Below are 13,508 nucleotides of genomic sequence, written 5' to 3'. Positions count from 1 at the left end.
TGAACGGGAGCGAAAGCGTAGTTGAGGGACTAATTCGTCACAACTACCTGAGCGAAGAGCAGGTGGCACAAGTTTGTGCTCATAATTCGAGCATGGATTTTATCGATCTGACACATACGCCACTCGACCCTGACTTGATTTCTCGCGTGCCAGCGGATGCTGCCAAGAGATATCATTTTGTGCCACTTGTGGATGATGGTGTTTATATGACAGTTGCGGTGGCTGACCCTCTCGACTTCGAGATGTTGGATAGCTTGCCTCACCTGCTAGGGCGTGAAATTACTCCAGTGGTGGCTACATACAGTGCGGTAGCGCATGTTGTCCACCAGTACTATGGAGGTGCCGCTGCAGACGATGCAGCTGCTAATGAGTTTGTTGTTATTGGAGCCGGTGGCGGTAAAGCAGAGACGGCCAGCGCCGAGGATGCTCCTATCATCCGCATCGTTCAGAATATTCTATCAGAGGCATTTAAGATGCGTGTTAGTGATATTCACATTGAGCCAATGGAGACCTATTTGCGCATCCGCTACCGTGTGGATGGTAAGCTGATCGAAGTGGACCAGCATCCTAAGAAGCTGCACCCAGCTATCATTGCCCGCTGTAAGGTGATGAGCGGAACGATGTCTATCGCGGAGAAACGCCTGCCTCAGGATGGTCGAATCCAGATTCGCTTTGGCGGCAAAGAGATTGATCTTCGTGTATCTTCTGTTCCTAGCAACCACGGTGAAAGTATCGTGATGCGTATTTTGGATAAGTCAGCATTGATGCTTGGCCTCGGCGAGCTCGGTTTCTTATCTGATGACCAGGAAAGTTTTGAAAAACTCATTCGCCTACCAGACGGCATTGTGTTGGTAACAGGTCCTACCGGTTCTGGTAAGACGACCACGCTTTATGCTTGTTTGAACTACATCAACAAGCCGGATCGCAAGATCATCACGGTGGAAGACCCGGTGGAATATGAAATGCCAGGTGTGAACCAGGTGATGGTGAAAACAGATATTGGCATGACCTTTGCCGCCGCGCTGCGAGCGATGATGCGTCAGGCGCCTAACGTCATCATGGTGGGTGAGATTCGAGATGCTGAAACTGCTAACATTGCGATTAACGCGTCTCTCACAGGTCACTTGGTGATGTCTACTCTGCATACTAACGATGCCCCAAGTGCGGTGGCTCGTTTGGCAGATATCGGCGTGAAGAAATTCTTAATTGCCTCATCACTGCGTGCGGTGATCGCCCAGCGTTTGACTCGTAAACTCTGCCCAGAGTGTAAGTCACCAATCGAGCTGGATGATCGCCAAATCCGTATCTTGGGTATCGACCCACAGATGCTAACTGGTAATACCGTCTATGGACCTAATGGTTGTGGCAAATGCCGCAATACTGGCTTCAAAGGACGTATGGGTATTTTTGAATTCCTCAAAGTGGACGATGAAGTGCGTCACATGATTAACCAAGACATGAGCTCGCCACAGCTACGTAGGCGCGCTCGTGAGTTAGGCATGAGAACGCTTCGTGAAGATGGTATTCGCAAGATTCTGGCAGGCATGACCGCGCCGGATGAAGTGATCAACGTAACCATGGCTGATTCTGATTAATAGACAGGTAAGCCATTCATTCATGAACAGACAAACTTCATAGATACAATTTTTCTCAATGGATAATCAGCAATTAGTCGACCTATTTATCAATCGCGGATTGATTGACCAATATTTAGCTACCGACATTTTACAGGAGGTAGATAATAGCGGTAAGGAAGTGGCGGAGATTCTCGCCGACTTCGAAGTCATCAGCCATAAAGACGATATTTGGCCAGCTATCGCCAATGAGCTTGGCGCCGAGATGGTAGACCTTACTAACTGGGTGCCATCACCAGAGCTACTGCAATTGGTGCCAGTTGGCACGGCACGTCTGCATGGGTGTTTGCCTATTGCCGTTAGTGCAGAAGGGCTCAGCATGGCGGTGGTAGACCCACTCAACCCGCAAGTCGTTGAAGACCTTCGCTTTGCCTTAGGGTACGAGATTTTCTTGGTCATCGCGCCAGATCACGTGGTCGAAGCCAAGATCAACGAAGCCTACGGCGGCACCGGTAACGCGATGGAAGATTTGCTCAGCCAGCTATCAGCTACTGAGTTCCAAGTGGACGGCGCTAACGGTGGCGAGTCTGAGGCAAACTCAGCTCCTATCATCCGTTTTGTAGACCTCGTTCTCTATCAAGCGATTAACGAAGGTGCTTCTGATATTCACTTCGAGCCATTCGAAAAAGAATTCAAGATCCGCTACCGTGTGGATGGTTTGTTATTCGAAATGTCACCACCACCAGTGCATCTAGCATTGCCAATTCTATCACGTGTAAAAGTGATGTCGGCGATGAACATTGCGGAAAACCGCGTGCCTCAGGATGGTCGTATCGTTAAGCAAATTGGTGACAAACAAGTCGACATGCGTGTATCTACTCTACCTACTCAGTACGGTGAGAGTATCGTAATGCGTGTGCTAGATCGCGGCAATGTGAACCTCAGCCTCGAGGCTCTCAACATGCCGGAGTACATCTACGACTACATCTGTGAGACGACGATGAAGCCGAATGGTATCTTCATTTGTACGGGGCCAACAGGTGCGGGTAAGACAACCACACTCTATGCGGCGCTGAAGCGAATCAATACCATTGATAGTAAGCTGCTCACAGCTGAGGATCCTGTGGAATATGATGTCGACGGCATTGTTCAGGTTCCCGTCAATGATGCCATTGGCTTGACCTTCTCACGTGTGCTTCGTGCTTTCTTGCGTCAGGATCCAGACCGCATTCTAGTGGGGGAGATTCGAGACCAAGATACCGCGCAGATTGCGATCCAGGCATCACTAACGGGTCACTTAGTTCTATCAACCTTGCATACTAACGATGCCTCCGGTGCGGTGACTCGTTTGGTGGACATGGGCATTGAACCATTCCTTGTGGCGGCCTCCCTAGAGGGGGTGTTGGCACAGCGTCTGTTGCGTACGATTTGCTCTAGCTGTCGTGCCTCCTACGAACCAAGTGAGGCAATTATCAGCCAGCTGGGACTTTCTCCACACGAGCTGGGAGATAAGGAATTCTACACAGGTGGCGGTTGTGACGTTTGCGGCAATACGGGGTACAAAGGCCGTCAAGGTCTGTTTGAACTCCTCAACGTAACGGATCCGCTTCGCGACCTGATTATTGAGAGAGCTCCATCCGTGGTGCTCAAACAGAAAGCTATCGAACTGGGCATGCAGACACTCCGCGAGGACGGGCTGCGCCATATCTACGAAGGGCAGACGACGATCGAAGAGGTACTTAAGTACACCTAGGCCGCGCAGTAGTAGATTAAAAACAACCAACCAAAGACATACACACAATAAATTCGAAACGATAACGCTATGGCGAACTTTGAATACACAGCGTTTAACGCGCAAGGTGAGGAGACTAGTGGAGTAGTAAGTGCGGCTAGTGAGGCTGAAGTGATTCAGCAGCTCAAGGCGCAGGGGCTCTACCCTAGAGAAGTCGTGCCTGCTGGAAAAGGCAGCGGCAAAGCTCAGAAGAGCGTGCCTAAAGGGAAAAAATCAGCCAAGAAAAAGGGCGGCAAGGTGAAGCCTAAGGTGCTGATGATCTTTACTCGCCAGCTGGCGACATTGATTGACTCAGGCCTACCACTTCTGCGCAGTCTTACCGTGCTTGGCAAGCAAGAGCCAAACCCGGTGCTTAAGAATACCATCGATTCTCTAGCTGAATCTGTACAGACTGGTGCCACATTCTCTGAGTCTCTAACTCAGCACCCAAAAATCTTTAACAAGCTCTACATCAACATGGTGAAAGCTGGTGAGCTGGGTGGTGTGCTAGAAGTCGTACTCGACCGTCTTGCCGAGTACATGGAGAAGGCTAACAAGCTGAAGAACAAGATTGTTTCAGCCATGGTTTATCCGGTGATCGTTTTGTTCATCGCGATCTCTATCTTGGTTTTCCTGATGATCTTCATCGTACCTAAGTTCCGCGAAATGTTTGCTGAAGAGGGCGACCTGCCAGCAATCTCACAGTTCGTCTTTGGTATGTCCGACTGGATGTTAGCGCGGGCCTTTGTATTGCCTAACGTCGCGTGGATTTTCCTCGTCAGTGGTCTCGTATGGATGGGCTTGAAAGCCTGGGCAACGACAACCAAAGGGCGTCACATCACGGACAACATGAAGCTCAAATTGCCAGTATTTGGTGATCTAACGCAGAAGAGTTCGATTGCACGTTTCTCTCGTACTCTGGGTACGCTGGTTACTTCTGGTGTGCCTATCCTTCAGGCGCTCACCATTACTCGCGACACTTCTGGTAACGTGATTATTTCTGAGGCCATCGATAAAATTCACGAAGCAGTTAAGGAAGGTGAATCTATCGTGACACCTATGCAGGTCAGCAGCGTTTTCCCATCTATGGTGATCTCAATGGTCGACGTGGGTGAAGAAACCGGTCAGCTGCCTGAGATGCTTCTGAAGATTGCAGACGTCTATGATGATGAAGTGGATAACGCGGTGACCGCGCTGACTTCTATCATCGAACCATTGATGATCGTATTCCTCGCGGTGGTTGTTGGTGGTATCGTATTTGCGCTCTTCCTGCCACTCATCAAGATGATTCAGAACGTGGATCAGGCTGGCTAGAAAAGCTCGCGATTCACAAATTTTCAACCTCAGCTGGCGCAGGCCGGCTGAGGTTTTTTTATCTCAAATCACGGCGATGGGCTGGCTCCAGCTATCAGCTAGTGGCTCAGATGTGTATTAGGCCAGTGTTCTGTTGTGAGCATGGCGGCATGCTCAGCTGAAACTACGGAATAATTGCTCTGCGTATAAGGACGTCTGTTTGTGGTCAGACAGGGGGGCGGGATGCGTTCAAATAATGACACAAATTAAACTAAATGTTTAGCTGTAGCCAATTGATCGTTAATTTGTTAGTGGAGGTTTGTTGGTGGCCATTATTCTTATCAAGTCTGAACTGTCAGTGATCGTTTGTTTCCGTCTACGCTCTTTTGAAGTGTCCGTTTGTCCGTCTTGATAGAGCTCACTCTCACTTGATATTCAATGTCTTTGGCGGGTTAAGTTAGTCAGAACATATCTGTAAAGATAGCAGACAAAAACAACTCCAAGTAAAATGAAAAGACAGACATATAAGATTGCGACGGCGCTAGGTTATCTAGCGAGCATGGGCCTCACCCATGGCGCGCTCATTTTGGGTTCTCCAGATCCTGAGGACCCTAATGTGGCCCCACCGGGAACATCAAATGGCTTAACTTGGGATCTCGATAACCCATCTTGGTGGGATGAGGATAAAAACCAGTACGTCGCATGGAACAATGATGGCAGCGCAGACGCCATCTTCATGCACGACGGTGGCCGAAACGAAGTCAATGTTGGCGAAGGCACATTTAATGTAAATACCATCTCGCGGAGGGCTACTGAAGGCGCTGTGCTAAATCAGGCATTAAAGCTTAAAGGTCTAGGAGCTGATAAAACAACGTTGAATGTAGGTTCATATATCAGCGGTGGTTATGTGGGCACTCCTAAAGTATTTGAGGTAGAAAATCTGACGCTTACGGGCACCTTCGAAGTGAGAGATACCAATAGATTTCTCGCTCTAGGTGGCTCCGTGATTAAGGCTGATATCACGATGGCTTCTACTACTACTGAGTTTCGTATTCAAGGTGGTGACCTTTCTGAGGCGACTCTGCGAATGAATGGTAAAAGTCTAGGTCTGTATGCAGACGGGGTGGTGGGCAATCTCATTGGCCACGGTACACTGGCGTCTAATGGCAATAGGACACTGACGATTGCCAACCTCAATATTGGCGCCAATACTGATGGCTCTGGAGGACTAGCGTCATGGACAACGACTGGAACTGGAACTGTAAATGTTAATTTTGGAGGTTCTTATGGTGGCGAATTAGGCACAGTGGCTATGACGGTCGAACTCGGCAGCTCGCTTTGTGATACCTTTGAGATCAATGGAACTCTTACATTGGGTGGTAACTTAGTGATTAATACGCTTGGCACTGGCGATTTTGTCTCTGGTGATTCGTATACATTGTTCACCGCTGGCAACATCGTTGGTGAGTTTGACTCCATCTCCCTGCCTGAGCTCGATGAAGGCCTCGAGTGGGTTTGGGAAAATACTGGTACCTCGTGGACGATTACGGTGACGGACAAAATTCCTGAGCCAGCTGCGATCATGTTGCTCGGCCTCGGTGGTGTGGCACGCATCCTACGCCGTCGCCGTTGCTAAGGAGTAATTGATTTTCTAGCCAGCAAATCTAGCTGGCTGGCAACCGACGGAGAGGATTCTCTTCGTCGGTTTTTGCTGTCTGCGATGAGCTTTATTTTGTTGTTATTAGCCATTCAGGTCACAAAAAAGGTTATTACTGACTGAAAATAAGCGTTTTGATGGTTTTCTGCTGTGGGCCAATAGTGGAATTAGTTGCCTGCCGATTTGAGACGTGTGTTCTCGAAAATTGGCCAAGCTGACGGCACTGAATTTATGGTGAAATTTTGCCAGTCACTTGACTTTTTCGCCTCATCTAACTAATTAACGCTTAGTTTGTTGGATTCTTTATTTTAATTTTCACGGACAGGTTTAGCTGCATTTTTTTGAAGTCGTTTGTTTTTTGGATACGGCGGCTTGAAGTGGCTGTTTGTTTGATGTGATAGGTGGTTGAATGGCTTGATTATCAATGGGTTCAGCAGCTTAGGTTTGTGGGTACATATTTGCCAAGGAGCCCTCGGAGGCAAATGAAACTAGTAACCAGAAATCATGAAGAATCCTAAATCTACACTCTCGTTGATGCTTGCCTATGCAGCTAGCATGGGGCTGAGTCACGCCGCGCTAATTATTGGGGGGATTGACCCAGATCATCCAGATGGTCCTCCAACTGGCCCAGCAGGTGGCTTGACCTGGGATCTCGATAGTCCAATTTGGTGGGATGGTGAGAATTATGTGACCTGGAAGAATGATGGCAGTGAGGATGCTATCTTTATGCACGACGGGACGCGTAATAATGTGAATGTTGGAGAAGGGGTCTTCAATGCCAGAAGCATCGCTCGTCAGTCAACTGGGGGCCCTCTGAGTGAGGCCATGAAGCTACAAGGTCAGGGAGCTGATAAAACAACGCTGAATATTGGTTCGCATATCAGCGGTGGTTTTGAGGGGGCGCCAAAAGTATTTGAGGTGGCTAATTTAACTCTAACTGGAACTTTCGATGTGAGAGATACGAATCGATTCATCGCTCTAACTGGTTCGGTAATCAAAGCCGATATTACCATGACATCTACAACGAATGAGTTTCGTATTACTGGAGGGGATCTTTCAGAGGCGACTTTGCGCATGGATGGGCAAAGATTTAGCCTGTATTCAGATGGGGTTGTGGGTAATCTCTTTGGCCACGGTACTTTTGAGGCGAAGAAAGATACGACTCAGACGCTTACGATTGCCAACCTCACCATGGGTAATGGTGAAAATGGTCTAGCTTCATGGACTATGGAAGGTCAGGGAACGGTCAATGTTAACTTCGGCGGCCAATACGGTGGTGACATGGGCACGGTTACGATGCGTGTGGAGCTTGGTAGTTCGCTCAGCGATACCTTTGAAATCAATGGCACACTCACGCTGGGTGGTAACCTAGTGATCAATACCTTGGGAACGGGCAATTTTGTAGCAGGTGATTCTTATACTTTGTTCACCGCTGGCAACATCGTTGGTGAGTTTGATTCCATTACCCTACCTGAGCTCGATGAGGGTCTTGAGTGGGTATGGGAAAATACTGGTAACTCATGGACGATCACTGTGACGGATAAAATTCCAGAGCCAGCTGCCATCATGCTGCTTGGCCTTGGTGGAGTGGCTACCATCCTGCGCCGCCGCCGTTGCTAGTATATTGATTGATTTTCTAGCCAGCAAATCCAGCTGGCTGACAACCGACGGAGAGAGCTCTCTTCGTCGGTTTTTTGTATTTATGACCATTTGCCATCCCTCTGAAAACAACGCTCAGAGATTATGCAATGTTGTAATTAGCTGGAAATGAGTGAGCTACTGTTTTTGCTAGTGAGGTGGAAATTGCAAATAATGAGCTGTCGTATTGAGACGTCTGTTCTCTCGTGCGTGTCCTAATGGCTTTTGTCCAAGTGAGGTAAAGTTGGGGCAATTACTTGACTTTTTGATCTGGGTTAATGTTCTTATCCTGAGTTAATTGTGCATTTATTGCAGATATTTCCAGCTAGTTTGCGGTTCATTTTTCTGAGGTCGTTTGTTTTCAGCACACAAAGGTCTGAAAGGGGTGTTTGTTTGGAATGATAGAGTGCGGTAAGCCTTGAAAATGAATGCCTTTGGCGTGTTAAGTTTGTGGTCACACATCTGCATAGGTGCCACTGGTGCCAGCTGAAACCGCTAACTCAAAATCATGATAAGACCGAAAACTACACTCTCGTTGATGCTCGCTTATGCCGCCAGCATGGGGCTGAGCCAAGCCGCCCTCATTATTGGGGGAACTGATCCAGACAATCCAGATGGTCCACCATCAGGTGGTAGCAGCTGGTACTTCTCATGGCATCAATGGTGGGATGAAGAGAGCGGCAGTTACGTTGACTGGGAAGATGGTCGCGATATGGCGGTTATTACTCAAGGTGAAACGGGAATCAACATGAGAGGCGACATTGAAGTTGGCGCTCTCTACCGCATTGCTCACAATGGCAACCAATCTGGTAAATTCAAAATCCTTGGGGAAAATAATAGTGATATCCCAACAAATCTAACCATCAATAACTATATCCAAGGTGGATTTGATGATGGAACCAAGCGCGAGATTGATATGGGGAGAAATCTCCACGTGCACGGCGACTTTGAAGTGCGCAATACGTCTTACCTCAACTTCAATGATGGAGCGACCATTCACGCCACCATCACCATGGCGGACTCTAGTACTGGTATTCGAGTGAAAGAAGGGGCTGATTTATCTCAGGCCACTCTCCGCATGAATGGTCATGCGCTGGATTTCATCAATACAGATGCCTCCATCAAACACCTCTCTGGCAACGGACGATTTTTCACCTCCTTTGAAGGTGGTACCACACAGACACTCAAGCTGCAGAACCTCACCATCGGCGCCAATGCAGATGGCTCAGGTGGGCTGGGTTCATGGGTACAAACCGGCAATGGTGCGCTCAATGTCGAATTTGGCGGTGGCACCGTAGCCATGACAGTAGAAATGAATACTGGCCTCAGCGATACCTTCCAGATCAAAGGTCAGCTGACACTAGGTGGTCATTTGGTTATCAATACGCTGGGAACGGGCGTCTTCCAAGCTGGTGACTCCTACACCTTGTTCACTGCCGATGGCGGTATCACTGGTGAGTTTGACTCCATCACGCTGCCTGACCTCGATGACGGCCTTGAGTGGGTATGGGAAAATACTGGTAACTCATGGACCATCACCGTGCAGGACAAAATCCCTGAGCCAGCTGCCATCATGCTGCTCGGCCTCGGTGGTGTGGCCACCATCATGCGTCGCCGCCGCGTGCGCTAATCCCAGCCAGCTGGATCATGCATTTCCAAACCGTCAGGCCAGCTGCCTGGCGGTTTTTTACGTCTAGCTGAATGCTTGATCAAGCCCAGCATCTACAGCTGAAAGCTAGGCAGGTGGCCTCAGCCCGCAGCCATTGTCACTTATAAACTCGTTGGCATTCTACACTTGTTCTGGCAGGGCAACTGGTAAACACTGACGCGCCCTCGGGGCTAAGTTATGAAAAGATTTCTTCCGTACATGCGCCATCTCGCGGCGGTCAAATGGCAGTTTTTGGCGGCTATTTTATTTGGTCTGATTTACGCTGCAGCGAGCGGCTTTGGTATGCCTGTGATGATTGGCACGGTATTTCCTGTCGTCTTTGGCGACGAAGCTGCACCAATGTGGCTGCAAAACATTGTAGTCTCTGTAGTAGGGGAGGACAAACTTGAACAGAGCCTGTTAATGGGCACTTGCCTCTTGATACCCATCGTCTTCACCGTCAGAGGTCTATCAGGGTTTTTGAACGCCTACTGGGTGAGCTTCTGCGGCATGAAGATCTTGGAAATTCTGCGTGTGGAAATGTTCCGCCGGGTACAGTCATTGCCAATGGCGTTTTTTGGTAAAAACAAAAGTGGTGATTTGATGAGCCGCATCATGGGCGATACCGCGATGCTGCAGTCGGTGATTACTCGCTCATCCAATGATCTCATCAAAGAGCCGCTTACCTTAATTAGTGCTCTGAGTACTTTGATTTATCTATCAATAGCAGCTAAACAAAATGCTATTCTGTTACTTTGTATCATTACGGTGCCTGCTGTCATCATCCCTGTACGGTTAATTGGTAAGCGAATGCTCAAAAAGGCTCGTCAGCTGCAAACTGAGACGGGTGAACTTACTTCATCGCTAACGGAGAGCCTGCAATCGCCGATGGAAATCCGTGCTTATAACATGCAGGACCGCCAGGTGAACCGCTTCGAGAAAGACATCAATAGTATCTTCAAGGTGAACATGAAGATCGTCAAATACGGTAAGATTCTATCTCCAATGATCGAGGCGCTGTCGGCATTTGGTATTGCCATAGCACTTTATTTTGCGGTGGGCTCTGGCATTACCTTTGCTGCATTTTCACAAATTGTTGGTTGTTTGTATATCTGTTACGAGCCAGTGAAAAAGCTCTCTGCGCTGGTCAATACCTTGCATCAAGGTGAAGCGTCGTTAGATCGTCTCGAGTACATTATCAACCAGCCAGATAGTCTGCCAGATCCAGATCATCCTATCGAGCTCGGCAAGGTAGAAGGTCGCGTAACATTCAAAGACGTGCATTTTTCCTACGACGACGAGCCCGTGCTGCGCGGCATCAATGTCGACATCCAGCCGGGTGAAGTAGTCGCTCTAGTTGGCCCATCCGGCGCTGGTAAAAGTACCTTTGCGAACCTCGTCGAGCGCTTTTACGACATCGACTCCGGCGCTATCGAGCTGGACGGCAAAGACCTGCGCTGCGTCACCAAGGCGGAGCTGCGTGAGAACATCGCACTCGTGCCGCAGAGCCCCGTGCTCTTCCACGGCACCGTGGGTGAAAATATCGAGCTGGGCAAACCTGGCGCGCTGCAGAGCGACATCGAGCAAGCCGCTCAGCGGGCGCAAGCACACGACTTCATCAGCCGCGAGCCAGCTGGCTATCAGTCTGAAGTTGGCGAAAAAGGCAGCCTATTCTCAGGTGGTCAGAAACAACGCATCGCTATTGCTAGAGCCTTCCTTAAGGATTCGCCCTTGTTGATTCTCGATGAGGCGACGTCCGCGCTCGATAGCGAGAGTGAAGCGCAAATTCAAAATGCGCTAGACCAGCTAGTTAAAGGTCGCACAACATTCATCATCGCCCACCGATTCAGTTCTATCAAAATTGCCTCACGCATTCTGGTATTCGATCAAGGCGAGATCATTGCCGACGGACCACACGAAGAAATCTATCAGTCATGTGGACTCTATCGCGAACTCTACAAACGCCAAAGCGGCGAGCGTGAAGGAGCCTAAGGCAATCACCTAAGCTAACACTTTAATCATCTCCAGCCTGCGCCCAGCTAGCTGGAGATTTTTTTTGCTGGCGGTGTCCTCTCCTCAGCCAGCTGGGCAGAGCGGCTGGCGCAAGCAGCATGAACAGACGCAGCTAAGAACCAGTGCCCCAGCTAAGAGCAAATGACTTGGCCCCGAACCAATGGTCAAGCTGAGGAAAAATAGCTCAGCGAGTGAGATCATTGATCTTGATGAGCAGCATGAGCAGAGTAGCCCGGAGGGCTAACAGACTTTAGCCATGGATAAGCGAGCTCAGCGAGTGCCATCCATGGATGAGGCCAGCAAGCACCTCATTCCCCGGAGGGGAAATGGAAGGCGTCGGCAGCTGCCTAGCTAAACTTACAGCTAGTTAGGATAATTCACCAATGCTCAGCTGGCTAGTTGTGAACTCAATAGCCCGCGCGATCTTTAAAACGCGAGCTGGCAGCTGGGAAAGTAACCCGGAGGGCTAACAGAGTTTAGTCATGGATAAGCGAGCTCAGCGAGTGCCATCCATGGAAATGGCAACAAAGGAAAGGTTCCCCGAAGGGGAAATGGAAGGTGAAGGCCTAACTTAGCCATTGAGGGGCTTAAAACTTCTTACCAATGCTCAGGTTAAATGGAATATCGATGCCCGGGTTAGGTTTTGATAAATTAGCGTTAGATAAATGCCGGTAGCTGAACATCACCTCCCAGTCTTTATTTTCTCCAAAATAAGCACCTACGCCAAAGTGATCGTCAAAGATGAAGTTAGATCCTTGTCTGCGATAACCCAAACTATCCTCAGTCATATACGCCGGCGCAATGGTCACATTAAGAAATGGTCGAATCCAATCGCGCTCGAGAAAATAATAACGCAGGGTGGTTTTGATAGAAAATAGGTGAAGGTCCTCATTGATATCAGCATCCGTCCATAGATAGGAATAGCCAGCTCCCAGCTGAAATTCCCAGTTGTCACAATCAAACAGGCTCGTACGATAGAAGGTATAGCTGAGATCAAAGCTGCTGTTATTTTGGTCAGGATTTGCGCTTGGCTGTTTGCCATAACCGAGGCCGAGATTCCATTGATCGGCATTGGCTAACTGGCTGGAGAGGACAAGTACGGTGGCGCAAAGGGGAGATAGGATGGTTTTCATAGCGTAAAAAATGAGACGTCTATCACATTGCTGTGAATTCATCAGCTTGGCGAGAACTATTTGTATTGAATGTGTTATGTTGGATTTTCAACATCTCGAGCTATGTTTGATTAGGCGTCTCTTTTTTATCTTCCAGCTAGCTGGAGCTTGTGCTAATGATAGATGGTTATGAAAAAGTGGTTTGTGCACGGCGTCATTATTCTGTTCCTTTGTTGTTTGAGTTACGAGGTGTTTGTAGTGGGGGATCCTGAAAGCCGATCGGGCACTTTCTTCTATGCTCTGGGCACGGTGGTGATGATTGGGATCTACTCTGCTATTTGCTTCCTGCTTTATGTGCTTCCAGCGCTAACAGAGAAGGCGACCGACCTTGTCTACAGCGTGGGTGATGAAGTCGAAGACGATCCGCTGCATGATGCGCGTGCTTGTTTTGCTCAGGGTGACTACGCTGGTGCTATCCGCGAATACCGCAAGGTTGCTGAAACTGACAATTCATCGAGGCTTGCTTGGGTTGAGATTGCTAAAATTCAACATGACCAGTTAGAAAATCCTGATGCCGCGCTGGCTACTTTGATGGAGGCGCAGCAATCTCACGACTGGCCGGTTAATGACAAAGCATTTTTCCACTTCCGCATGGCAGACATTTACGAGAAAGATAAAGACAATGCGGCGGCAGCCATCGACCTCTATCAGCAGGCGATGGTGATGTTTCCTGAAACTCGCCACGCTGCCAATGCTCGCCATAAACTTAACGAACTTGGCGTCAAAGATGCCTAGCTAGTAA

Annotated in this window: 9 protein-coding genes; 8 read left to right on the top strand and 1 reads right to left on the bottom strand. The window is 48.9% G+C overall.

Features of this window, described 5'->3' with window-relative positions:
* Positions 1 to 92 precede the first annotated feature (92 nt).
* From JIN82_RS06695 to JIN82_RS06665, 7 genes are all read left to right on the top strand, one after another.
* Complete coding sequence (locus tag JIN82_RS06695) at positions 93 to 1,595, top strand: GspE/PulE family protein (RefSeq protein ID WP_425511512.1); 1,503 nt, start codon at positions 93 to 95, stop codon at positions 1,593 to 1,595.
* A gap of 58 nt (positions 1,596 to 1,653) precedes the next feature.
* Complete coding sequence (locus tag JIN82_RS06690) at positions 1,654 to 3,327, top strand: GspE/PulE family protein (RefSeq protein WP_200310864.1); 1,674 nt, start codon at positions 1,654 to 1,656, stop codon at positions 3,325 to 3,327.
* A gap of 69 nt (positions 3,328 to 3,396) precedes the next feature.
* Positions 3,397 to 4,659 carry a type II secretion system F family protein gene (locus JIN82_RS06685; RefSeq protein WP_200310863.1) on the top strand — a complete coding sequence of 421 codons (1,263 nt, stop codon included), beginning with the start codon at positions 3,397 to 3,399 and terminating at the stop codon, positions 4,657 to 4,659.
* 487 nt (positions 4,660 to 5,146) lie between these two features.
* Entirely contained in the window at positions 5,147 to 6,274 is a 1,128-nt protein-coding gene (locus JIN82_RS06680) for a PEP-CTERM sorting domain-containing protein (RefSeq protein WP_200310862.1), read from the top strand.
* Between the two features lie 525 nt (positions 6,275 to 6,799).
* A complete protein-coding gene (locus JIN82_RS06675; protein WP_200310861.1) occupies positions 6,800 to 7,915 on the top strand; it encodes a PEP-CTERM sorting domain-containing protein in 1,116 nt (371 codons plus the stop codon).
* A gap of 526 nt (positions 7,916 to 8,441) precedes the next feature.
* Positions 8,442 to 9,563: a PEP-CTERM sorting domain-containing protein gene (locus JIN82_RS06670; RefSeq protein WP_200310860.1), complete on the top strand. Its 1,122-nt coding sequence runs from the start codon at positions 8,442 to 8,444 to the stop codon at positions 9,561 to 9,563.
* 216 nt (positions 9,564 to 9,779) lie between these two features.
* Positions 9,780 to 11,573 carry an ABC transporter ATP-binding protein gene (locus tag JIN82_RS06665; protein WP_200310859.1) on the top strand — a complete coding sequence of 598 codons (1,794 nt, stop codon included), beginning with the start codon at positions 9,780 to 9,782 and terminating at the stop codon, positions 11,571 to 11,573.
* Positions 11,574 to 12,181: 608 nt separating this feature from the next.
* Here the strand turns inward: JIN82_RS06665 and JIN82_RS06660 are convergent.
* A complete protein-coding gene (locus JIN82_RS06660; RefSeq protein ID WP_234041823.1) occupies positions 12,182 to 12,769 on the bottom strand; it encodes an acyloxyacyl hydrolase in 588 nt (195 codons plus the stop codon).
* 126 nt (positions 12,770 to 12,895) lie between these two features.
* Between JIN82_RS06660 and JIN82_RS06655 the strand changes: the two genes are divergently transcribed.
* Positions 12,896 to 13,501 carry a tetratricopeptide repeat protein gene (locus tag JIN82_RS06655; protein ID WP_200310857.1) on the top strand — a complete coding sequence of 202 codons (606 nt, stop codon included), beginning with the start codon at positions 12,896 to 12,898 and terminating at the stop codon, positions 13,499 to 13,501.
* Positions 13,502 to 13,508: the final 7 nt, after the last annotated feature.

Source organism: Persicirhabdus sediminis (assembly GCF_016595495.1).
GTDB classification, from domain to species: Bacteria; Verrucomicrobiota; Verrucomicrobiia; order Verrucomicrobiales; family Akkermansiaceae; genus Persicirhabdus; species Persicirhabdus sediminis.
This window is presented reverse-complemented; position numbering and strand designations above follow the sequence as displayed.